We start from the raw sequence: 20,532 nt of genomic DNA, 5'->3' as shown, positions 1-20,532 counted from the left end.
CCGACCGAGGCCGCCCGTTTGGCCGATGATCTGCGCGGCCGAATCCTGAGCGGCGAGCTGGCAGCGGGCACTCCGTTGCGTGAGGAGGCCCTGGCCTCGACCGCAGGCCTGTCGCGCCATACGGTGCGCACCGCCCTTGCGCGCCTGGCCACGGAGCGGCTGGTCATTCAGGAGGCCTACCGCGGCATACGGGTGACCTCGTTCACCGCCGAGGACGTGCGTGCGCTGCAAGAGCTGCGCTGTGCGCTGGAGGCCGAAGCCGTGCGGCTGACCCGCGAACGCTACGGCCAGTCCTGGCCAGAGGAGGTCACCGCACCGTTCCAGAAGGCGATGCTGGAGCTGGAGCGCGTCGCCAGCACACACCCCGATGACTGGCGTCTCGTGGCCACGGCGCACGCCGCGGTCCACCGAGCCCTCGTGGCAACTGCGGGCAGTCCGCGCATCGAGGAGGCTTACGCTCGTCTGGATTCGGAGATGTTGTTGCTGTTGGTCAATCTGCGCCCCACCTACTCGGCCGAGGAGGTCGCCAACGATCACCGCGCCTTCCTGAATGAGGTGCAGGTCGACGGGGAGAGTGCCGTTCGCCGTCATCTCGACCACGGCACTCAGCAGATCTGGCCCCGATCGGCGCGCGGGATCGACGCAGATCACTGAGCCGCCTCGGCGGACTTGGGCCTCGGCGTCGCAGCGACGCCCGCGCACGAACCTCGAACGCTTGCGCGGGCCTGGGTGCTCCGCAACGCAGGCGGGTTGTCCGTGCCTGCTCCGAGCAGCCGTCCACTTCCGAGCAGCGTCATGTAGACGCAGGCAAGCGCGGTCAGCACGACCGCGACGACGACCAGTGCCGTGCCTGCCCAGCCGAACGCGAACGCCAGCCCACCCAGCCAGCCAAATGCGCTGGAACCGGCGTAGTAGAACAGCGAGTACAGGGACGTGGCCTGGGCGGTGCCGGTCGTCGCGGTCGGGCCGACCCAGCCCGAGGCGATCGAATGGGCTGAGAAGTACGCGGTGGTGAAGATCAGCAACCCGAGGAGCACGGTGGGAAGCCAGTCGAGAATCGTCAGCGCCGCGCCCGCGGCCATCGTGGCCGAAGACCACAGCAGCACCGGCCGCCGCCCGAATCTCGCCGCCAGCCGGCCCGCGATCCTGGCCGACACGGCGCCGGAGAGCCCGGCCAGGAAGATCACGGCGGTCACTGCGGGCGGGAGCGTGAACGGCGGCTGTTCGAGCCGATAGCCCAGGTAGTTGTAGATCGCCACGTGGGCGCCCATCAGCAAGAACGCCTGGGCGTAGAGGATCAGCATTGCCGGGTTCTTCAGGTTGACGACCACCCCAACCCACATCGAGCCGCGCTCGGACTTCGCGGGTCGGCGGAAGCGCCGTGCGGTGGGAAGAAGAAGAACAGCGAGCAGCGCTCCGGCCATCGAAAGCACGCCGACCGCCAGCGCGCCAGCGCGCCAACCGAGTAGATCGGCGATCGGCGCGGCGATCAGCCGCCCGGTGAGGCCGCCGATCACCGTGCCGGAGATGTATGTTCCTGCAGCCACCATCGCGTCGCGCCGATCGACCTCCTCGGCCAGGTAGGTCAGCGCCAGCGCCGGGGTTCCGCCCAAAGCCACGCCTTGGAGGACTCGCACGATGATGAGCACCTCGAATGACGGCGCGAACGGAGCCACGAGGCCGAGAGCGACCGAGGCGACAAGGGCGAGCTTCATCACGGACGCCCGCCCGAATCGGTCAGCGACCCACGACCAGCCCAGCACCGCCACCGCGAGCCCGATCGTCGCGCCCGAGATGGTCAGCGCCGCGTCCGCGGCCGTCACATCGAGCTCGCGGCTGATCGCGGGTATCAGCGCTTGGGGGTAGTACAACTGGGCGAACGTCGTGACCCCCACCGCGCCGAGAGCGATCAGTACACGCCGGTACGACGGACTGCTCCTGGCATGACCGCTCACCGCGACGGTGCGACTCGTATCACTCACGTCAGCCACGCTAGGCAGGATGCAACATGCGCGTCCAATGCATCTATTGGGGCTGATCTATGCGTTCATGGATATTCTGAGGGCATGGATTCCACGACCCGCCGGGTGCTGCCGATGCTGCCGGTGCTCGCCGCGCTGGCCGAGACCGGCCAGACGATCGCGGCCGCCGACATCCTCCAGATGCCGCAGCCGACCGTGAGCCGGGCTCTGACTCGGCTCGGCAAGGAACTCGGCGTGCCCGTGGTGGAACGCCACGGCCGCACCTTGCGTCTCACACCGGCCGGCGAGGCGCTGGTCCCTCACGCCGCGGCGGTCATCGCCTCGGCCAGCGCCGGCGTCGAGGCCGTCCGCTCTCAGGTGGCCGGTGCCCGTGGCACCATCACCCTGGCATTCCAAAGCACCCTGGGCGAGCGAGTCGTCCCCGCCCTGGTGAAGACCTTCCTCCAAGAGCATCCGGGCGTCACCTTCGAGCTGATCCAAACCTCGCGTCCACGCTGCCTGGCGGCCTTGGACGACGGAACCGCCGAGGTCGCCTTCGTCTCGCCGCTCGCGGAGCGCTCTGGGCTCACCACGCTGCGCCTCCACACCGAACCCCTGGTGCTCGTCGTGCCGCAGGGCCACCGCCTCGCCACCCGGCCGAAGGTCGCCTTCGAGGAAGCCGCCTCCGAGACCTTCATCTGCATGAAGCGCGGATACGGCATGCGCACCTATTTGGATGACCTCGCCACCGTCGCCGGCTTCACCCTGATGATCGGGTTCGAGGGCGACGACCTCGCCACCCTGCGCGGACTGGTCTCCGCCGGCCTGGGCGTGAGCGTGGCGCCACGCGACCCTCACGGCGCGCCCGGATGCGCCGAGGTTCCGATCGCCGACCCCGAAGCAGTCAGGCACATCGGAGCCTGCTGGCTCGACCGGCCGCCATCAGCTCTTGTGGCATCCTTCCAATCGCTGCTGCGCCGCCGTGGCCGGCGGCTCACCGAAATCGGCCTGCGCCCCCATCACGGCTGACCAGCCCGGCTCCTCCGGTAAGAGCCCCGCAAGGGTCTCCCCTTGACCGTTCAGCGAGCGACCTGGGAGGCGAGGAAGCCGAGCACAGCGGGGGTCACGTGCGAGGAGAACTCCTCGAAGAACCCGTGGCGTCCCCGCGGGCAGACCTGTAGCCGTGCGTCAGGAATCCGCTCGGCCAGCAAGGCGGCGTTGTCCACGGGAGTCATCCGATCGTCCTGACCATGAAGGATCAGCGTCGGCGCGGCGATCGAGGGCAGAACGTCCCAGGCGTCGTGCTGATCGCTCGCCCGCAGATGGGCTGCTGCCTCCTGCCGACTCATGCTCGGATCGCCCAGCAGGGCGCTCTCCTGCGGAGGACGCGGCCAGTCCGCGGTATAGAACAAGTCGTGCAGAAGCTGCAACCGCTCGGCCGACGACGCCCGGGCGAGAGCTCGGCGGATGTCCTGGCTGCGCTCGATGGCATGGATGCCTCCGGGAGAGGTGCATGCCAGCACCAACGCTGTCACCCGATCAGGATGGTTCGCCGCGAACATCTGGGCCACGCGCCCGCCCATCGAGGCGCCGTACACCACCGCGGCGTCCACTCCCAGCCGGTCGAGCACCGCAGCAGCATCCACGGCAAAGCTCGTGGTCGTCCACGGGCCGACCTCACCGCGGCTCCGCCCCGTGCCCCGGTAGTCCATCGTGACCGTCCGGAAGCTACATTCGAACGCTTCTCGCAGCCCATCCCACCACCGGTGGGAGTTCGCTTGCCCCTGGAGCAGCAGCAGGGCCGGCGCCTCCGCATCCCCGGCGATCTGCGCTGTCAGCGGGAACCCGTCCTGTGCCGGGCAGACGAACTCCTCGATCAATAGCGGAGCCCCAGAGACGCGCATGAATCAGCCATGAGTCGACGTCGGCTGTCGACGCTGGCCTGCATTCGATGCCGCATAGACCCCGACGTTACTCGTCGGTGGATGATCGCCGGTCAGAAGGGGTGCTCCGGCCCGGGGAAGACCCCAGCCTCGACTTCCGCCGCGAAGGTTCGCGCGGCCGCCGTGAGCGCGCCGTGCAGGTCGGCGTACCGCTTGACGAATCGCAGTCGCCTTCGAGCTTCACGGCGTGGGCGCCGGCCTCCTTTCTGGAACGCACCCTCGAGCGCGCCGAACCACTCCGCGAAGCAGGCGCGGAGGTCGCGGCCTCCGTCGATGACGTCTTCCGGCACACGTCGACTGTGATGATGATGAGGGCGTAGTCACGCCACTGTCGAGGCGCCAACCCTCCGCCGAGTGACGGTGAGAACCGCCAGGCCAGCGGCAAGCACGACGAGTCCTGACGCGGCTACGAGGCTCAACTGCTCGTGCAGCAGCCCGATACCCAGCAGCGTCGCGCACAAGGGCTCTGCCAACGTCAGGGTCGTCACCGTCGTCGCGGGCAGACGTGCCAGCCCCCACCCGAACAGCAGATACCCGAGGGCCGTGGCGATGACCCCCAGCCACAGCACCAGGGCAAGCCCACGAGGCGTCCACAACCACTCGGCGCCGACGATGAACGGCAGGGGCACGCTCGCCGCCGCAGCAGCGACTCCGAACATTGCGCCCATCGCGTGCTGTGAGGGCCAGCCGCGCTCCATCAGCTCCTTGGCCGACAGCGCGTAGACGGCATAGCATCCGCCGGCCGCAACCGACCACAGCACGTCGGGTCCGCCTAGTGATGCACCCGAGTCGAGCACCCCGGACACCATCGTCACCCCGGCGATGCACAGGGCTGTCGCTACGAACCAGCGCGACGCCGGTGCGCGACGTCGCAGCAGACTGTCGATCAGCCCGGTCAGTACCGGTGCCGATCCCAGCGCGACGACTGTACCGACCGCGACGCCGTTGGTCCCGGTTCCCACGAAGAACAACGGCTGATATGCCAGCACCCCGCCGGCACCCATGCAGGCCACGATCCAGGTCCGTAGGCGCGAAAGCGGCGTGCTCCGAGCCTGCCGTTCCTCCTGCGGAACGCGCGCACCGCGAGTGAGCGCCAGAGCCAGCTAGCCGCCGCCGAGAAGCACCCGGGCGAGCCCGACCGACACCGGCGAGGCATCCACGCTGGCAAGCTCCTGCGCGGTCCCGAGCGTGCCGAAGCAGACACAGGCCGCCAGGACTGCAAGTTTCGCGCGCATAGGCTAGATTGTTACACAATGTTCTCATGGCTCGTGGCCGCATGCGCATTCTCCGCACCGGACCCGTCGCAAGGAGATTCCTCTCGATGTCGTCCGACATCTCTGATCCAGACGACCTCTCCGCCGCACGCGCCGATGAACGCCGCCGCGTGCGGAAGCGGACGTTGATCGTCGTGGTGGCCAGCCAGGTGCTCGGCGTTCGCGCCCCCGACTTCCTGCGCTACGCGCCCTCCAACCTCCTGCTCACCGCGATCCGCTCCCGCGGTGGTCCGGCTACCTGACCGGCCAGTTGATTCGCCGAGGAGTCCACAAGAGCGTCCAGGTCCTGGAGAAGGACATCCGCGCCTGGATGGATGAGTGGAACGACAACCCCAAGCCCTTTGTGTGGACCAAAACCGCCGAAGAGATCCTCGAATACCTCGCTAAATATTGTCGACGAATTTCAGGCGCGGAACACGAGTGAGCGTCCCGCGGAGTGGTGGGGCGGGGTCCCTGGTGATCGTCAGTTGCCGGGTTTGAGTTCGGCGGTGACGGCGGGGGCAGCCTCGTGGACGAGGGCCGTTTGGAAGATGCCGAAGTTTCCAGTCATCCAGAGCGGCGTCAGCTTAACTCTGGCGATCCGCCAACCGCTCGAGGTTCGCTCGAAGCGGTTCGTGTAGTACCCGTAGACGGTTTGGTTGCTATCGCCAGTGCTGTTCGGCTTGTGATGACTGGCGCGAACGTATGCGACACATGTGGCGTGATCATCGTCGTCGAACGTGATCACGTGATTTGTGATCATGTGCTGCGTGGCCTTGAAAGACTCCATCCTCGGTGCGGTGCCCTTGACCCAGTCATCGGCCTTGATGCGAACGACGGGTTGACCGAAGCCCTCACTGAAGTCGACCTCGACTTCGTCGGTGAAGCAGCTACGGAAGAGCTCCCAATCATGAGAGTCGGTTCCCGTGGCGTATCGAAGCTGGACATCGCTGATGTCAGTGCGATCCAACAAGCGCCGCACGCGAGTCTCATCTGTTGGCGATATTTGTGACTGTGTCATATGAAGCACTATAGGAGGCATTCATGTGACACTGTCAAGTAGACTTGCTGCCGTGGTGACGCGAACTGAAGCTGCTGCAGCAACACGGAGCGCCCTCGTCCGCGCCGCGTCCGAACTGCTCGACGAGGGAGGGCCTGACGCGGTGACCCTCCGCGCCGTGGGGGCCCGCGCCGGAGTCTCGCGCGGTGCACCCTACGGGCACTTCGAGCACAAGGCGCATCTGCTCACCCAACTCGCCATCAACGCCTGGAACTCGCTGGCAGACAAAGTGGGACAGCTGCGGACAGACCCGGATGCAACCCCAGGCGCACGGCTCGAGGGAGCCGTGTTGACGCTCATCGAGGTCGGGCGTCGGCAACCGTACCTGTACGCGCTGATGTTCAGCACCCCGGCGGACGACCCGGAGGCCGCCGAGGCCGCGAGCCGCTTGGAGGGTGAGTTCCTCGCCATCGTCGCCGACCTGGTCGGCGAAGCCGACGCTCACCGCTACGGCGCTCTGCTCATGACGAGCGCGCACGGGATCGCAGGACTGGAGCTCAGCGGTCACCTGGCGAAAGAGAAGTGGAAGGTCGACGGTGAGCAACTCGTGCGCATGCTGATCGACGCGATCCGGTCCGGTGCCAAGAACGCTGACGCCGGTGGTAACTGTTAGGTTGCGCGCGAGATGGTGGCTAGCATCGTTCGGGATATGAGCGCAGCAATAGTTGTGAAGGACCTCGCGGCCGGGCACGGGGAGCGGGTCCTGTTCTCGGGGCTCGACCTCGTGGTCGCCCCTGGGGACGTCATCGGGCTCGTCGGGGTCAACGGCGCGGGCAAGTCGACGCTGCTGCGCCTGCTTGCCGGCCTCGACACGCCGGAGCAGGGCGGCATCAGCCTCAACCCGGCCACGGCGGTCGTCGGCCACCTGCCCCAGGAGCCGGAGCGCAGGCCGGGCGAGACCGTCCGCCTGTTCCTGGCCCGCCGTACCGGCGTCGCCCAGGCACAGCGGGACCTCGACGCCGCCACGCAGGCACTGGTGGAGGGTCTGCCGGGCGCCGAGGACGCGTACAGCACGGGGCTGGAGCGCTGGCTCTCGCTGGGTGGCGCGGACCTCGACGAGCGCGCCACCGAGGTGGCCGCCGACCTGGGCCTCACGGTCGGCCTCGACCAGCCGATGACTTCGCTGTCCGGCGGCCAGGCGGCCCGCGCGGGGCTTGCCTCGTTGCTTTTGAGCCGCTACGACCTCTTTCTGCTCGACGAGCCGACCAACGACCTCGATCTCGATGGGCTCGACCGGCTGGAGAAGTTCGTGACCGGCCTGCGCTCGGGCACGGTGCTGGTCAGCCACGACCGCGAGTTCCTCGCCAGGACCGTCACCAGCGTGCTCGAGCTCGACCTGGCCCAGCATCGGGTTCGGCTGTACGGCGGCGGCTACCAGGCCTACCTGGACGAGCGCGAGGTCGCGCGGACGCACGCCAGGCAGCAATACGAACAGTACGCCGAGACCCGCACCCAGCTTGAGGCCCGCGCCCGCACCCAGCGCGCATGGATGGATAAGGGCGTCAAGAACGCGCGCCGCAAGATGAGCGACAACGACAAGATCGGGCGGAACGCCCGGGTCGAGACGACCGAGAAGCAGGCCGCCAAGGCCCGCCAGACGGAAAGGCTGATCGAACGACTCGATGTGGTGGAGGAGCCGCGCAAGGAGTGGGAGCTGCGGATGGAGATCGCCGCCGCGCCCCGCGCCGGAGCGGTCGTCGCAACCCTGCGCGGGGCGGTGGCCCGCCGCGGCTCCTTCAGGCTCGGTCCTGTCGATCTGGAGATCGGCTGGGCCGAGCGGGTGGCCATCACCGGGGCCAACGGCGCAGGTAAGACCACATTGCTGGCCGCGTTGCTCGGCCGGCTTCCGCTTGAGGAGGGGCATGCCTCACTCGGCCCCGGCGTGGTGGTCGGAGAGGTGGACCAGGCACGAGGATTCTTCCTGGGAGGCGAGCCGCTGCTGGATGCCTTCGGGGCGCTGGTCTCGCCGATGCCGCCCGCCGAGGTGCGCACGCTGCTGGCCAAGTTCGGGCTGAAGGCCGCCCATGTGATGCGCCCCGCGGCAACCCTGTCGCCTGGCGAGCGGACCCGGGCAGCCCTGGCGTTGCTGCAGGCCAGGGGTGTCAACCTGCTCGTGCTCGACGAGCCGACCAATCATCTCGACCTGCCCGCGATTGAGCAGCTGGAGTCGGCGCTCGCGCACTATCCAGGCACGCTGCTGCTGGTCACGCACGATCGGCGCATGCTCGATGCGGTGCAGGTGGGCCGTCGCCTGCGGGTCAGTGCGGGGCTGATCACCGAGATCTGAGTACGGCCAGAGCCGTCACCCGCGTGCCGCCTTTCGCCTTCGCGATGACTTCGTCGGCCCTCAGCCACGGCTGCCGGCGAGGGAACATTCCCTCGCCGGGAACAGTGAAGGCCGGGCCTATGGCGTTGACCAGCTGGGATCTGCGGCCACAAGGGTTCGTCGGGTCATCGTCAGTCGTTCACGGCCAGCATCACGTCCGACGCCTTGACCACGGCGGTCACTTCGGAGCCGACCGAAAGACCCAACTCCTCGGCCGCTTCCACGGTGATCGACGCCACCAGGCGGACGCCGTCCGCGTCGAGTTCGATGTTGGCGGTGGCCTCGCCCGTGGTGATGGCCGTGACGCGGGCGGGGATCTTGTTGCGTGCGCTCAGCTTCATGACTGGTCTCCCGTGGTTGATCATCTTCTCCTTCCCCGTCGCCATGGTCATGACTCCCCGTCGTCTTCGAACCCGGGGGCTACAGGCCGGTCATCACCAGGCTCATGTAGTACCAGTAGCCGGAGCCGAAGATGTGCATCGGGATGTAGGCGATCTGTCCGGTGGCGAGCGTGGCGCAGGTGGAGCCCCTCGCGGTGACCGAGCCGAGCACGTCGCCTTGGCCGACGGCGGGCGGGGTGACCTCGCGCAGGCTGAACAGCGCTGACCCGGTGGTGCCGATGGTGGTGGTCGGGTTGGCGAAGTTGCCGGAATAGGCGCGATCACCGTTATTCATGGCGACGTATCGGTTGCCGCTGGGGTACATGTACCCGGCGAGGTTGATCCGGATCTCGTCGCCGTTGTTCTCATCCACGTCGTAGGCGTCGACGTAGTTCAGCTCCACCCGGCACGTGGCGGCCGCGCTCGTCGCGCCGGCGGGCGAGGCCGTGGACACAGCCGCCGAGACGGTCAGGCCCGCCGTGAGCGCGAGCGCGAGTATGAGCTTGTGAGATCGCATGTCGTTTCTCCCTCTGTTGACCTGCGTTTCATGCCGAAACGCCGGCATCTCAGAGTGCGGCAGGCAGCGTGGATAGATCAGTGGCCAAATGCACGCTCTAGCCACGCCTTTCTGCGCGTTCGCGCGGCCGGGGTGCGTGGAGAGCGGGAGATCCTTGGCGGACTCGACGGTCTCCAGGAGGCGTGCGGCTGCCTCAGCCCTCGGCCGTCCCCGCAGTGTTCTCGGCGATATCCGCGACCATCCTGCGCTGTACCTTCTCCGTGGCGATCGCAGACTCCGGCGTCAACTGGCCTAGGCCGTGCTGGTGGAGCGTGCGTCTAGCGTGGCCAGGGTCCGGCGATTCCGAATCGACGCTCCCGCGCAGATCAGGCCGATCAGAAACGGATAGGCGGCGCCGCGTTCGATGAGGCCGATGATGCCGATGGCGGTGTCGCCCGCAGAAAAGATCGCGATGAGGTAGAGCGTTGTCGAAAGCAGGCCGATCACGCCGACCGTGACCAGCGCTCTCCCGATTCTCGGGGAAAAGCCGATGCGCCGACGCATGCTCCCGAGCACGATGGCCAGCACGTTGGCGCCGATGAAGCCTGCGAAGGCTCCCAAGCTGTGGAATTCGCCGGTGCCATTCTCGAGCGCCTCGCCGGAGCCGTGAAACACGGCGAGCAGGACCCCGCCGGCGGCCAGCAGTGTCGCGGGCACAAGCGCTGCCCAGCGGTGCCAACCCGACAAACCGCGCAGCATTGCAGTACCGGCGAGGATTGTGATCCCGAACAGGAAGAAGCCGGTGTTCATCACCCATGCGAGGGGTGAATACATGTACTGCCCGAACAGTGTCGAGGGCTCGGGGACTCCGAGGTTGCTGATGAAGTGGTACGTGTAGCTGTAGGGCGGATCTGTCCACGCTGCGGCGGCGATGAACTCGGCGAGGAAGAAGATCACCGGCCCGGCGATGAGCAACGCTCCCGCAGTTCGGCGCTGCGAAGGCCAACGCGCGTCGGGGGCGAGCCTCTCAATCTTTGCGTCGTTCACGGGTTCCTTTCGATCGAGGCTGGAGCGCGAGCTGATGTTCTCGGTCATGGGCGCGGTCCTTTCAGTTGCTAGTGCCGGGGGCCGGTGGAGGTTCGCGCGGGTTCGGTCCTGCCGTCTGCGTCAGGAGCTCGGTGACCATCAGTCCCACGAAGACGAGGAGAACGCCCCCTCATCGGAGCATCTGGGACCTCGGACGCCGAGTTCACTTCACTCACACACTTAATATAGTGAGACTACTTTTACTGTCAATGTGATTGGAGTCCGGCGCTAGTAGGATCGAGCCATGGTGGATGGAACGGCCGTGGGACGGCGCGAGCGCAAGAAGGCGGCAACGCGGGCGGCGATTCTGGACGCGGCAACGGCGCTCTTCCTCGAACGCGGCTTCGACGCAGTCACTGTTCGTGATATCGCGGACCAGGCGGACGTATCATCCAAGACGGTCTTCACGCACTTCCCCCAGAAGGAGGCGCTTGTCTTCAGCGACGAGGGCGAGAGGCATGAACGCCTCGCGGTCGCGGTAAGCGGCCGGGCGCCGGGGACCACGATCTCCGACGCGCTGAAGGCGCACTACCTCTCCGAGATCGCCGCGATGAAGTCCGAGCCCCAACGCCAGATCCTCACCCTCATGGAAGAGACACCGGCCCTCGTCGACTACGCGGAGAAGATGTGGTTCCGCCACGAGGACGCCCTGGCCGCCGCGATCACCGAGGAGTTCGGGCTCACCGAGCCGAGCGACGAGATCCGCTTCTACGTCCGGTTCGCCCTGCACATCCAGCTCATCGCCATCCGCGAGGCCGATCCAGAACCGACCATCGACGCAGGGTTCCGACTACTCGATGAGGGCTGGACGCGCTATCGCGAGGCCGGAGCAGCTACAACTCAAAGAGGCGGATGAGGGTAGCTGTCTCGGTGGCCGCTTGTCGGGGCGCAACACCATTCCCGAGCGCGGTGAGCTGTCGGGGGTCCGGCAAGCCCCGCGACGGCTGTCGGCCGGTTAAAACGCGGCTGTCGCCGGGTGATCGGGCGAGCACGGAGACCGGGTCGCACGTGGCTGTCGGCGGGCGGCTCAGGTCAGGACGGTGACCGGGTCGCGCGTGGCTGTCGGTGGGCGGTTCAGGTCAGGACGGTGACCGGGTCGCCGAGTCGGAGTTCGCCGCGGCCTCGGGGGACCAGGCGGATGCCGAACCAGGTCTTGCCGTCCCAGCGGCGGTGGCGGGCGAGGGTGCGCAGGGGCTCCTTGCCCTTCTGCAAGGTGACCGGGTCGTAGGTGGTGGTGGCACAGCGGTCGCAGCGTTCCGAGACGCGGAAGGCGAGCGGGCCGATGCGGATCTCGCGCCAGTCGTCCTCGGCGTACGGCGGAGCGCCGTCGATCACGAGGTTGGGGCGGAAGCGGGCCATGTCCAGCGGGCCGGGCGGGTCCTCCTGGCGTTCCAGGGCGCCTTCGATGATCCAGTCGTCCAGCCGCCGCAGCGAGGAGCGGGAGGTGAGCAGGATGGGGGCGTCTCCGGCGAAGGTGACGACCTCGCCGGGCAGGCCGCCGTGGGACGCCGGGACGGCGCAGCGGTTGGGGTCGTCGAGCCAGACCAGGCGGGCCGGTTTGCCGAGCAGCCGGGTGAACCAGGCGTGCGCGTCGGGGTCCGCGAGCACGGCGGTGTCCAGTTCGACGAAGCCCACGGGAGCGCTCTCTCCGGTGGCCGGGGGGATCTTCAGCTGGGGTAGTCCCGGCGCGTCGAGCAGCAGCCCGTCCTCGTCCGTGGCGCTGGCGACGACGGAGAGCAGCCGGGGATTCTCCCCGACCCAATGCAATTCCCCGTGCTCGTCCACGACGGCCCAGCGGCGGTCCCCGGCCAGCCCCCACGGCTCCACGACCGCCGAATCCACCACCCACCCTGAAACCGACTTAACCGGATATTTCCGGATCTCAGCTAGCTCCATCCCAGCACCATACGTCTGAGAGAGCGCTTTCACGAGTGGTGGGCGTCTACCCGGGCTCACCGTCCGGAAGCCGCCTGTCTAGATGTCGCCCGTCTCGAACGGGATGAGCTCCGGTCTTTCCGCGGTGACGTTGTCGCCGGAGGAGGTTCCGCGCAGGCGCCGCCCGAGCCACGGCCTGAAATGTTCACGGAGCCGATGCGCGTCCGCCAGCGTTTGGCCGCGGGGTGGACCTGCTCCCGGGGGCGGCCACACCTTGCGCCGGTCGTCCTCGGGCGGGACCCCCAGCACCTTCGCGGCGACCATCCGGTGGCCTTCCTACGTCTGTCGACGTCAAACGTGCGGCGTCAGCAGCGAGCGCAGCAGGCCGGGCCATCCGGGACCGTCGTAAACCCGTTCGGGTATCAGATAGCGGTAAGAACCGACGGCGCGGATCTCGTCGTCACGCACGGGCAGCACGACGAACTCCAGCGAGAACGGTCGCGCCTTGCGGCCCAGCTCGTTCTCGACCTCGGCCACCACCTGGCCGGTCGGCACCTTCTCACGCATATGCCGGCCAGCCGCCATGCCGGCGCTCTTGCGGGCATTGCCCCAACGACGGGCCTGCTCTCAACGTCCGGCCACAGCCTGCCGCAGCGCGGGGAAACCATGGAGGCCGGAGAAGTCGGGCGGTGAGAATGACCACACCACCGGCGGGTTCTCACGATCCAACGGCAAGGTCATCGTGGGGGCGGTGACAAGTGACCGCCACCAGTCCAACCATCCCTCGGCCAGCTCCGCGGCGTCCGACGGGTCCGTACGCCGGTCAGGCAGCGTCTCGATATCCAGCGGCCCGGGTACGACGCCCTCCACTTCCACCTGGATGCGTTCGGCGGCGCGGAACCACAGCGCTATGTCGTGAGGATGCGACCAATGGTCAATGCTGATGCGCCACGGCATCCAACCAGCTAGCTGCATCGCCCGCTCCGGTCTGCCTACCCCTGGGACCGCCGCTTCTCCCCGCGGCCACAGGTTCGCATGCGATCTCGCCGCCGTCGATAGCGCCGCACCCTTCTGCCGTGAATCATCACACTTTCGTCGATCCATGGCAAAAGGTATGGGCAAGTCGAAGATCTCGCCTTATATTACGGCGAAGAGAAGCATTAATTCCGTCATGTTACAGCGAACGAGATCCGACATCCGCCGTTCGATCGGCATATCGACGGTGCCGTAGCCCCCCACGCCGCGCTGAACGCGGCGCCCTCACCGAGATGGGACTGGTCATGCGGAAATTACCCCTGTTATCCGTCTTACTGCTCACCGCACTCTCCTGGCTCGTCGTACCCGCTCAAGCGCGTGCGGCGGTGCCGCCGCAGGAGCCGGGCATCACCCTGCGCACCTACGACGTCCAAGTCGAGCTGTCCAAGCTCTGCACGCTCAAGCCCGGTCAGACACCCAACGTGGACAAGCTGATGCCCACGATCAACTGGGCCTCCGACGCCGACTTCGGCCTGGTCGACATGTTCGTCACCGAGGCCATCGGCAACATCTCCATCGCCGCCGCGGGCACGTACGAGTTCCGGCTCACCAGCGACGACGGCTCCCGGCTGCGCATCGACGACACCGTCGTGATCACCAACGACGGGCGGCACGGGCCGATCGCCGTGGACGGCACGATCACCCTGACCACCGGCTACCACGCGCTGCGCGTCGACCACTTCGAGCACCTGTACGGCCAGCAGCTCAAGCTGGAGTGGAAACCACCCGGATCCTCGGCGTTCACCCTCGTGCCGAACTCGGTGCTGAGCACGGACGCGGGCGTGGTGCGGGTCACCGCCCCCGGGCGCAAGGAGTGCGAGAGCGGCGCCGACTCTCCGGGCGACGGGCTGCCACTGGAGTCCGTACACCCTGACTTCACGCTCACCGACCTGCGACCGGCCGGTTTCCAGCCGCAGGTGACCGCGATGGACTGGCTGCCCGACGGCCGGCTGGCGATCGCCACGTGGGGCGGCTCGGAAACCAGGCTCGGCGAGGTCTACCTGCTCGGCAACGTCACAGGCCAGACCTCACCCGCGCAGGTCACCACCAAGAAGATCGCCAGCGGGCTGCAGGAGCCCATGGGCATCAAGTACGTGGACGGCAAGCTCTACGTGTCGGAGAAGTCCCGGCTGGTGGAGCTGAACGACACCAACGGCGACGAGGTCGCAGACAACCTCAGGACCGTGGCGACCTGGCCGTTCGGCGGCAATTTCCACGAGTTCGCGTTCGGGCTGCTCTACCGTGACGGCCACTTCTACCTCAACCTCTCCGTCGCCATCAACTACGGCGGCGCCACCACCGACCCGCAGCCGGCGCCGGACCGGGGCACGGCCATCAAGGTCAACAAGGCCACCGGCGAGGTCGAGTACATCGCCGGCGGTCTGCGCACACCCAACGGGCTCGGCTGGGGTCCGAACGACGACCTGTTCGTATTGGACAACCAGGGCGGCTGGCTGCCCGCCTCGAAACTGGTGCACATCACGAAGGACCGGTTCTTCAACCACTACACCAACCCTGACGGCCGGTTCGACAACAACCTGGTGAGCGCGCCCGTACTCTGGCTGCCGCACAACGAGATCGCCAATTCCCCCAGCACGCCCCTGCTCATGAAGCAGGGCAGGTTCGCGGGGCAGCTGCTGTTCGGCGACGTCACCTACGGCGGGATCCAGCGCGGCTACCTCGAGAAGGTCAACGGCGAGTACCAGGGCGCGGTCTTCCGCTTCACCCAGGGCCTCGAGGCAGGGGTCAACCGGATCAGCCTGGGGCCCGACGGCGCCATCTACGCCGGAGGTCTCGGCGCCGGCGGAAACTGGGGCCAGCCGGGCAAGCTCACCTACGGACTGCAGAAGCTGACCCCCAGCGGCGACAAGGCTTTCGACATCCTGAAGATGCGCGCGATCGAGGGCGGCTTCGAGCTGGAGTACACCCAGCCGCTGTCGGCCGCGACCGCCACGTCGCTCGCGGCCAAGTACCAGATCACCCAGTGGCGGTACGCCGCGGCCTCCACCTACGGCGGCCCCAAGGTGGACGAGGAGCCGCTGACCGTCACCTCCGCCGACCTGTCCGCTGACAGGAAGAAGGTCACGCTGAAGATCGCGGGCCTCAAGGCCGACCGCGTGGTGCACCTGCGCTCGCCGCGTCCGTTCAGCTCGGCGTCGGGGCAGCCGCTGTGGAGCACCGAGGCCTGGTACACGCTCAACACCTTGGTCAACGGCCCGGAGACCGACACCGTCTACGAGGCGGAGAGCGCCTCGCACAGCGGCGGCGCGAAGCTGAACACCGACCACCAGAGCTACACGGGCGCCGGTTTCGTCGACGGCTACGGGAACCTGGGAGCGGCCACGCAGTTCGCCGTGCACGCCCCCAGGGACGGCACGTACCACGTCGGCCTGCGCTACTCCAACGGCCCGAACCCCGCACCCGGCAACAAGTCCGTCAGCGTGTACGTCAACGGGACCAAGATCAGGCAGGTGCCCCTGCCCAGCACGGTGACGTGGGAGCAGTGGGCCACCCGGGTCGAACCGCTCACGCTGCACGAGGGCACCAACCTCATCACCTACAAGGTCGACAGCGGCGACACGGGCCACGTCAACCTCGACTCCCTCACCGTGGCCGCGCAGCGCGTGTTCGAGGCGGAGAACGCCACCCTGGCCGGTGGCGCGAAGGCGAACAGCGACCACCCGGGCTTCACCTACAAGGGCTTCGTCGACGGCTACTGGAACGCGGGCGCCAGCACGACGTTCAGCGTGTGGTCGGACACGACCGGCCCGCACAACGTCGGGCTCCGCTACGCGGCCGACACCACCCGGTCGGTGAGCGTGTACGTCAACGGCGAGAAGGTCCGGCAGGTGCGGCTGGCCAGTAGTGGCGGCTGGAACGCCTGGGCCGTCCAGACCGAGCCGCTCAACCTGACGCGGGGCACGAACGAGATCACGTACAAGTACGACAGCGGCGACACCGGCAACGTCAACCTGGACCACATCACCGTGTCGCCGGCGCAGCGCATCACACTGTTCGACGGGTCCAGCCTGGCGGCCTGGGAGAAACGGGCTGGCGGGTCGGCGACCTGGCCGATCGCGAACGGCTCCGTGGAGTCCTATGGCGGCGACATCCGTACCCGGCAGACGTTCGGCGACTTCAAGCTCCACGTCGAGTGGTACGAGCCGGACTACCCGCCGAACGTGACCGGGCAGCAGCGCGGCAACAGCGGCGTCTACCTCCAGGAACGCTACGAGATTCAGGTCCTCGAGTCGTCCGGTGACCCCGCACCGCTCGTCAACGGGGCGGGCTCGATCTACAACAAGCGCGCGGCCGACAGCAATGTGGCCACCGCTTCAGGAACGTGGCAGACCTACGAGATCACCTTCCGCGCGGCCCGCTACACCAGCGCGGGAGTGAAGACCGACAACGCGCGGGTCACGGTCGTCTGGAACGGCGTGGTGGTGCACAACGACGTGGCCATCGACGGCGGCACCGGCGACAACATCCCCGAGAGCGCGGCGTCGGGCGGGATCCGCCTGCAGGACCATGGCGACGCTGGCGAGAATCCCCGCTTCCGCAACGTGTGGATCGAACCCGTCTCCTAGAGCGACCTCATCCGGCCGGCAGGCCGTCCCGCCCTCCGCGGGACGGCCTGCCGGCCGAGTCATGTGCGCGACCGGATCCACCCGATGACGCAAACGCTCCACGCAGGGCTGGACGGTAACGATCGCCAAGTAGTTAATTCCCTACTATTCAGCTGTTCGTTAGTGCCACTATCCAACTGCTGGCCGACAGGCCGGGGGAGTCGCGCCGCCTCCATGCCGGCAGGCACGATGTATGCGGTGACCAGCATCGACAGGAACCAGATCCAGGGCTGACCGCCGCCACCGACCTGCCGCCGGCCGCGGGTGGATGTCGCGAAAACTCAAGAGAGGGCTCCTTCGACCAACCCTTGACTGGCAACATGCTCGGGTATAAAAACAAACGGAACAACATCGAAACGGCGGTGAATCAACAGCAATGTACGCCGAGGAACGGCAGCAGGAGATTCTGCGTGAAGCCCGGTCCGCGGGGCGGGTCAACGTGGTGAGCCTGGCGGAACAGTTCGGCGTCACGACGGAGACGATCCGCAGGGACCTGACGGTTCTCGAGCGCGCGGGCGTGCTGCGGCGCGTGCACGGCGGGGCGATCCCGGTCGAGCGGCTTGGCTTCGAGCCCGCTCTCGCGGCGAGGGACGAGGTCATGACGGCGGAGAAGGAGCGCATCGCCAAGGCGGCGCTGGCTGAGTTGCCGCAGGACGGAGCCATCATCATCGATGCGGGCACGACGACGGGCCGCCTTGTTCAGGCCATACCCGCCGACCGCGAGCTCACCGTCATCGTCAACTCGCCGCCCCTGGCCACGGCGCTGGCCGCCCGGGCCAATGTGACGGTGTTCATGCTGGGAGGCCGGGTCCGGGGGCGTACGCTCGCGACGGTCGAGGACTGGGCACTCCAGCAGCTCTCCCAACTGCATATCGACGTGGCCTTCATGGCGACCAACGGCTGTTCTGTAGCCAAGGGACTGACCACGCCCGACCCGGCCGAGGCGGCGATCAAGAGAGCTATGATCGCCTGCTCGCAGCGGGCCGTGCTGCTGGCGGACCACACCAAGTTCTCCGACAACTACCTGACGCGCTTCGCGGCGTTGTCCGAGATCGATGTGATCATCACTGACACGCGGCTGGATCTCCAACTCGCCGGGGATGTGGCGGCAGCCGGACCAGAGGTTGTGCGCGTATGATCCTCACGCTGACGCTGAACCCAAGCCTGGACCGTACCATCGAGGTCGGCTCGCTGACCCGCGGGGCCGTCATCCGGGCGGCGGCCGCTCACCTCGACCCCGGAGGCAAGGGGGTCAACGTGTCACGCGCGCTGCTGGCCAACCAGGTGCGGTCGCGCGCCGTCATCCCGTTCGGCGGGGCCGAAGGGCAGCAGCTCGTGGCCCTGCTCGCCGCCGCGGGCATCGACATGATCTCCGTTCCGGTGGCAGGGGCGACCCGTTCCAACGTCACGCTGGCGGAACCCGACGGAACCGTCACCAAGATCAATGAGCCTGGCACGCCGCTGACGGCGGCCGAGCTCGACACGCTGGCGGGCGCGGTCCTCGACGCCGCCGGATCGGCCGACTGGGTCGTCGCCTCGGGCAGCCTGCCGCCCGGCGTGCCGACCGAGGTGTACGCCGTTCTGTGCGAGAGGTTCGTCAGCGCCGGCATCCAGGTCGCGGTCGACACGAGCGGACCTGCCCTGGTCGCCGCGCTGCCTGCCGGCCCCACGCTGATCAAGCCCAACCGCGAGGAACTCGCGGAGGCGACCGGAACCCCGATCACCTGCCTCGGCGACGTCATCGACGCCGCGGGCAAGCTCCGGGCGATGGGCGCACGCTCGGTGCTGACCAGCCTCGGCGCCGATGGAGCGCTGCTCATCGAGGGCGACCAGGTCTGGTACGGCAGTTGCCCCGTCGAGGAGCCGCGCAGCAGCGTGGGCGCGGGCGACTCCATGCTCGCGGGATTCCTGGCGGCGGGCGCACGCGGCGAATCGGCGCTGGCCGAGGGCCTCGCGTGGGCGAGCGCCGCCGTGGGACTGCCGGGCAGCCGCATGCCGAGCCCGGCCGACATCGATCGCACAGCTGTCCGGATCTGCACCGCTGATCCGGCCATGCCGCTCATGCCCGGGGGATGAGCGGCGTAATTCCCCCCACCAGGCGGCCCCTGCACGGGCCGTCCACCCCGAAGGAGTACATCAGTTGGCCACACCATATACCCCCACGGTTCAGGGAACCGGCATCCGGGCCACCATCCAGCGTTTCGGCGGCCATCTGGCCGGGATGATCATGCCGAACATCGGCGCGTTCATCGCCTGGGGCCTGATCACCGCCCTGTTCATCCCCACCGGCTGGCTGCCGAACGAGACGCTGGCCGCGCTGGTCGGCCCCATGATCAGCTCTCTGCTGCCCATCCTGATCGGCTACACCGGCGGCCGGATGGTGCACGGCCAGCGCGGCGCCGTGGTCGGCGCGGTCGCCACCATGGGGGTGATCGTCGGCAGCGAAGTCCCGATGTTCCTGGGCGCCATGATCATGGGCCCGCTGGCGGCCTACATCATCAAGAAGGTGGACGAGTTCACCCAGGCGCGCACCCGCGCGGGCTTTGAGATGCTGGTGGACAACTTCTCCGCCGGCATCATCGGCGGCGCGGCGGCGGTGGCCGGAGTGTTCGGCATCGGGCCCGTGGTCGAATGGCTGACCGAGCGGGCCAGCGAGATCGTCGACTTCCTGGTCGGGCAGCAGCTGCTGCCGCTGGCCTCGATCCTGATCGAGCCGGCCAAGGTGCTGTTCCTCAACAACGCGATCAACCACGGCGTGCTCGGCCCGCTCGGCGTGGCGCAGGCGGCCGAGACCGGCAAGTCGATCCTGTTCATGCTGGAGACCAACCCCGGCCCCGGTCTGGGCCTGCTGATCGCCTACATGCTGTTCGGGCCGCGGTCGCTGCGGCCCTCCACCCCGCCGGCGATGATCATCCACTTCCTGGGCGGCATCCACGAGATCTACTTCCCGTATGTGCTGATGAAGCCGCGCCTGATCCTGGCCGTGATCGCCGGCGGCGCCTCGGGGATTCTGACCTTCCTGGTGACCGGGGCCGGGCTGGTGGCCACCCCGTCGCCGGGCAGCATCTTCGCCTATCTGGCGGTGACCCCGAAGGGCGGCTGGTTCGGCGTCATCCTCGGGATCATCGTCGCGACCGGGGTGTCGTTCATCGTGGCGTCGGCGCTGCTGGGCTTCGGCCGGGGCAGCAACGACGAAGAGACACCCAGTACCGAACCCGCAGCACAGGAGGCGTAAAGGCGATGGCCAGCATCGACGGCAAGGACGTCCGCAAGCTCGTCGTGGCCTGCGACGCGGGGATGGGCAGCAGCGTCATGCTGGCCAGCCAGCTCCGCAAGCAGCTGAAGGGCACTCAGGTGGAGGTGGTGCACACCCCGGTCAACTCGATCCCGAAGGACGCCGATGTGATCGTCAGCCATGTCGGGCTGGCGGACCGGGCGAGGGTGAGCGCTCCGGGTGTGGTGCTGGTGTCGTTCCAGATCTTCATCGGCGA

The 20,532-nt window shown here is 67.8% G+C and carries 24 protein-coding genes; 11 read left to right on the top strand and 13 right to left on the bottom strand.

From position 1 onward, the window contains the following. Nucleotides 1-18: 18 nt before the first annotated feature. A complete protein-coding gene (locus tag Amac_RS30595) occupies nucleotides 19-654 on the top strand; it encodes a GntR family transcriptional regulator (protein WP_218041391.1) in 636 nt (211 codons plus the stop codon). Here the strand turns inward: Amac_RS30595 and Amac_RS30590 are convergent. Continuing rightward, complete coding sequence (locus tag Amac_RS30590; RefSeq protein WP_155357890.1) at nucleotides 648-1,982, bottom strand: MFS transporter; 1,335 nt, start codon at nucleotides 1,980-1,982, stop codon at nucleotides 648-650. The two genes, Amac_RS30595 and Amac_RS30590, sit on opposite strands and share 7 nt — an antisense overlap. 84 nt (nucleotides 1,983-2,066) lie before the next feature. Between Amac_RS30590 and Amac_RS30585 the strand changes: the two genes are divergently transcribed. Beyond that, complete coding sequence (locus Amac_RS30585; protein WP_155357889.1) at nucleotides 2,067-2,990, top strand: LysR family transcriptional regulator; 924 nt, start codon at nucleotides 2,067-2,069, stop codon at nucleotides 2,988-2,990. Nucleotides 2,991-3,040: 50 nt separating this feature from the next. Here Amac_RS30585 and Amac_RS30580 read toward each other — a convergent pair whose 3' ends face one another. From Amac_RS30580 to Amac_RS57455, 4 genes are all read right to left on the bottom strand, one after another. Next, nucleotides 3,041-3,865: an alpha/beta fold hydrolase gene (locus tag Amac_RS30580; RefSeq protein ID WP_155357888.1), complete on the bottom strand. Its 825-nt coding sequence runs from the start codon at nucleotides 3,863-3,865 to the stop codon at nucleotides 3,041-3,043. Between the two features lie 92 nt (nucleotides 3,866-3,957). Continuing rightward, nucleotides 3,958-4,194, bottom strand: coding sequence for a hypothetical protein (locus tag Amac_RS55395; RefSeq protein WP_218041390.1), 237 nt, complete (start codon nucleotides 4,192-4,194; stop codon nucleotides 3,958-3,960). A gap of 30 nt (nucleotides 4,195-4,224) precedes the next feature. Continuing rightward, entirely contained in the window at nucleotides 4,225-4,908 is a 684-nt protein-coding gene (locus Amac_RS30570) for a DMT family transporter (RefSeq protein ID WP_218041389.1), read from the bottom strand. Between the two features lie 99 nt (nucleotides 4,909-5,007). Then, nucleotides 5,008-5,139: a hypothetical protein gene (locus Amac_RS57455; RefSeq protein WP_281356359.1), complete on the bottom strand. Its 132-nt coding sequence runs from the start codon at nucleotides 5,137-5,139 to the stop codon at nucleotides 5,008-5,010. A gap of 86 nt (nucleotides 5,140-5,225) precedes the next feature. On the opposite strand from Amac_RS57455, the gene Amac_RS30565 reads away from it, so the two are divergent. Further along, entirely contained in the window at nucleotides 5,226-5,420 is a 195-nt protein-coding gene (locus tag Amac_RS30565; protein WP_155357887.1) for a hypothetical protein, read from the top strand. A gap of 221 nt (nucleotides 5,421-5,641) precedes the next feature. On the opposite strand, the gene Amac_RS30560 is transcribed toward Amac_RS30565, so the two are convergent. Beyond that, nucleotides 5,642-6,139, bottom strand: a complete 498-nt coding sequence (locus Amac_RS30560) for a nuclear transport factor 2 family protein (RefSeq protein ID WP_246268811.1) — start codon at nucleotides 6,137-6,139, stop codon at nucleotides 5,642-5,644. Between the two features lie 91 nt (nucleotides 6,140-6,230). Between Amac_RS30560 and Amac_RS30555 the strand changes: the two genes are divergently transcribed. Both Amac_RS30555 and Amac_RS30550 read left to right on the top strand, forming a co-directional pair. Continuing rightward, a complete protein-coding gene (locus Amac_RS30555; protein WP_246268809.1) occupies nucleotides 6,231-6,830 on the top strand; it encodes a TetR/AcrR family transcriptional regulator in 600 nt (199 codons plus the stop codon). Between the two features lie 36 nt (nucleotides 6,831-6,866). Beyond that, entirely contained in the window at nucleotides 6,867-8,504 is a 1,638-nt protein-coding gene (locus tag Amac_RS30550; RefSeq protein ID WP_155357885.1) for an ABC-F family ATP-binding cassette domain-containing protein, read from the top strand. A 170-nt stretch (nucleotides 8,505-8,674) separates the two neighbouring features. Here the strand turns inward: Amac_RS30550 and Amac_RS30545 are convergent, their stop codons facing one another. From Amac_RS30545 to Amac_RS30535, 3 genes are all read right to left on the bottom strand, one after another. Then, nucleotides 8,675-8,884 carry a TOBE domain-containing protein gene (locus tag Amac_RS30545; protein ID WP_155357884.1) on the bottom strand — a complete coding sequence of 70 codons (210 nt, stop codon included), beginning with the start codon at nucleotides 8,882-8,884 and terminating at the stop codon, nucleotides 8,675-8,677. A gap of 79 nt (nucleotides 8,885-8,963) precedes the next feature. Further along, on the bottom strand, nucleotides 8,964-9,440 hold the full coding sequence (locus Amac_RS30540) for a hypothetical protein (RefSeq protein WP_155357883.1): 477 nt from the start codon (nucleotides 9,438-9,440) through the stop codon (nucleotides 8,964-8,966). Between the two features lie 291 nt (nucleotides 9,441-9,731). Continuing rightward, nucleotides 9,732-10,514: a DUF998 domain-containing protein gene (locus tag Amac_RS30535; protein WP_155357882.1), complete on the bottom strand. Its 783-nt coding sequence runs from the start codon at nucleotides 10,512-10,514 to the stop codon at nucleotides 9,732-9,734. A gap of 235 nt (nucleotides 10,515-10,749) precedes the next feature. On the opposite strand from Amac_RS30535, the gene Amac_RS30530 reads away from it, so the two are divergent. Beyond that, on the top strand, nucleotides 10,750-11,361 hold the full coding sequence (locus Amac_RS30530) for a TetR/AcrR family transcriptional regulator (protein WP_155357881.1): 612 nt from the start codon (nucleotides 10,750-10,752) through the stop codon (nucleotides 11,359-11,361). 218 nt (nucleotides 11,362-11,579) lie between these two features. Here the strand turns inward: Amac_RS30530 and Amac_RS30525 are convergent, their stop codons facing one another. The 4 genes from Amac_RS30525 to Amac_RS30510 all read right to left on the bottom strand — a co-directional run bounded on the left by Amac_RS30525 (nucleotide 11,580) and on the right by Amac_RS30510 (nucleotide 13,355). Beyond that, on the bottom strand, nucleotides 11,580-12,401 hold the full coding sequence (locus tag Amac_RS30525) for an MOSC domain-containing protein (protein ID WP_155357880.1): 822 nt from the start codon (nucleotides 12,399-12,401) through the stop codon (nucleotides 11,580-11,582). A gap of 78 nt (nucleotides 12,402-12,479) precedes the next feature. Further along, nucleotides 12,480-12,704 (bottom strand): hypothetical protein, encoded by a 225-nt coding sequence (locus Amac_RS30520; RefSeq protein ID WP_155357879.1) that lies wholly within the window; start codon nucleotides 12,702-12,704, stop codon nucleotides 12,480-12,482. Nucleotides 12,705-12,731: 27 nt separating this feature from the next. Continuing rightward, a complete protein-coding gene (locus tag Amac_RS30515; RefSeq protein ID WP_155357878.1) occupies nucleotides 12,732-12,947 on the bottom strand; it encodes a hypothetical protein in 216 nt (71 codons plus the stop codon). Nucleotides 12,948-13,007: 60 nt separating this feature from the next. Then, nucleotides 13,008-13,355, bottom strand: coding sequence for a hypothetical protein (locus Amac_RS30510; RefSeq protein WP_155357877.1), 348 nt, complete (start codon nucleotides 13,353-13,355; stop codon nucleotides 13,008-13,010). Nucleotides 13,356-13,660: 305 nt separating this feature from the next. Between Amac_RS30510 and Amac_RS30505 the strand changes: the two genes are divergently transcribed. From Amac_RS30505 to Amac_RS30485, 5 genes are all read left to right on the top strand, one after another. Beyond that, nucleotides 13,661-17,002 carry a 3-keto-alpha-glucoside-1,2-lyase-like domain-containing protein gene (locus tag Amac_RS30505; protein ID WP_218041388.1) on the top strand — a complete coding sequence of 1,114 codons (3,342 nt, stop codon included), beginning with the start codon at nucleotides 13,661-13,663 and terminating at the stop codon, nucleotides 17,000-17,002. Between the two features lie 415 nt (nucleotides 17,003-17,417). Next, nucleotides 17,418-18,179: a DeoR/GlpR family DNA-binding transcription regulator gene (locus tag Amac_RS30500; RefSeq protein ID WP_155357875.1), complete on the top strand. Its 762-nt coding sequence runs from the start codon at nucleotides 17,418-17,420 to the stop codon at nucleotides 18,177-18,179. After that, the gene (gene pfkB / locus Amac_RS30495) at nucleotides 18,176-19,117 is read left to right on the top strand and encodes a 1-phosphofructokinase (protein ID WP_155357874.1); all 942 of its coding nucleotides are present in this window, start codon (nucleotides 18,176-18,178) and stop codon (nucleotides 19,115-19,117) included. The genes Amac_RS30500 and pfkB overlap by 4 nt, the downstream gene beginning before the upstream one ends. 64 nt (nucleotides 19,118-19,181) lie before the next feature. Next, nucleotides 19,182-20,276: a mannitol-specific PTS transporter subunit IIC gene (mtlA, locus tag Amac_RS30490; protein ID WP_155355719.1), complete on the top strand. Its 1,095-nt coding sequence runs from the start codon at nucleotides 19,182-19,184 to the stop codon at nucleotides 20,274-20,276. Nucleotides 20,277-20,281: 5 nt separating this feature from the next. Then, nucleotides 20,282-20,532, top strand: a 251-nt coding sequence (locus Amac_RS30485; RefSeq protein ID WP_155357873.1) for a PTS lactose transporter subunit IIB, incomplete at its 3' end; no start/stop codon positions are given.

The sequence above is a fragment of the Acrocarpospora macrocephala genome, from assembly GCF_009687865.1.
In the GTDB taxonomy this organism is placed as follows: domain Bacteria; phylum Actinomycetota; class Actinomycetes; order Streptosporangiales; family Streptosporangiaceae; genus Acrocarpospora; species Acrocarpospora macrocephala.
This window is presented reverse-complemented; position numbering and strand designations above follow the sequence as displayed.

Bases quoted from the DNA above. Each gene is read 5' to 3' on its own strand.
- Amac_RS30585 (WP_155357889.1), top strand. From the start codon at position 2,067: ATGGATTCCACGACCCGCCGGGTGCTGCCGATGCTGCCGGTGCTCGCC.
- Amac_RS30580 (WP_155357888.1), bottom strand. From the start codon at position 3,865: ATGCGCGTCTCTGGGGCTCCGCTATTGATCGAGGAGTTCGTCTGCCCG.
- Amac_RS30570 (WP_218041389.1), bottom strand. From the start codon at position 4,908: ATGGGTGCCGGCGGGGTGCTGGCATATCAGCCGTTGTTCTTCGTGGGA.
- Amac_RS57455 (WP_281356359.1), bottom strand. From the start codon at position 5,139: ATGCGCGCGAAACTTGCAGTCCTGGCGGCCTGTGTCTGCTTCGGCACG.
- Amac_RS30565 (WP_155357887.1), top strand. From the start codon at position 5,226: ATGTCGTCCGACATCTCTGATCCAGACGACCTCTCCGCCGCACGCGCC.
- Amac_RS30550 (WP_155357885.1), top strand. From the start codon at position 6,867: ATGAGCGCAGCAATAGTTGTGAAGGACCTCGCGGCCGGGCACGGGGAG.
- Amac_RS30545 (WP_155357884.1), bottom strand. From the start codon at position 8,884: ATGAAGCTGAGCGCACGCAACAAGATCCCCGCCCGCGTCACGGCCATC.
- Amac_RS30540 (WP_155357883.1), bottom strand. From the start codon at position 9,440: ATGCGATCTCACAAGCTCATACTCGCGCTCGCGCTCACGGCGGGCCTG.
- Amac_RS30535 (WP_155357882.1), bottom strand. From the start codon at position 10,514: ATGACCGAGAACATCAGCTCGCGCTCCAGCCTCGATCGAAAGGAACCC.
- Amac_RS30530 (WP_155357881.1), top strand. From the start codon at position 10,750: ATGGTGGATGGAACGGCCGTGGGACGGCGCGAGCGCAAGAAGGCGGCA.
- Amac_RS30525 (WP_155357880.1), bottom strand. From the start codon at position 12,401: ATGGAGCTAGCTGAGATCCGGAAATATCCGGTTAAGTCGGTTTCAGGG.
- Amac_RS30520 (WP_155357879.1), bottom strand. From the start codon at position 12,704: ATGGTCGCCGCGAAGGTGCTGGGGGTCCCGCCCGAGGACGACCGGCGC.
- Amac_RS30515 (WP_155357878.1), bottom strand. From the start codon at position 12,947: ATGCGTGAGAAGGTGCCGACCGGCCAGGTGGTGGCCGAGGTCGAGAAC.
- Amac_RS30510 (WP_155357877.1), bottom strand. From the start codon at position 13,355: ATGCAGCTAGCTGGTTGGATGCCGTGGCGCATCAGCATTGACCATTGG.
- Amac_RS30505 (WP_218041388.1), top strand. From the start codon at position 13,661: ATGCGGAAATTACCCCTGTTATCCGTCTTACTGCTCACCGCACTCTCC.
- Amac_RS30500 (WP_155357875.1), top strand. From the start codon at position 17,418: ATGTACGCCGAGGAACGGCAGCAGGAGATTCTGCGTGAAGCCCGGTCC.
- pfkB (WP_155357874.1), top strand. From the start codon at position 18,176: ATGATCCTCACGCTGACGCTGAACCCAAGCCTGGACCGTACCATCGAG.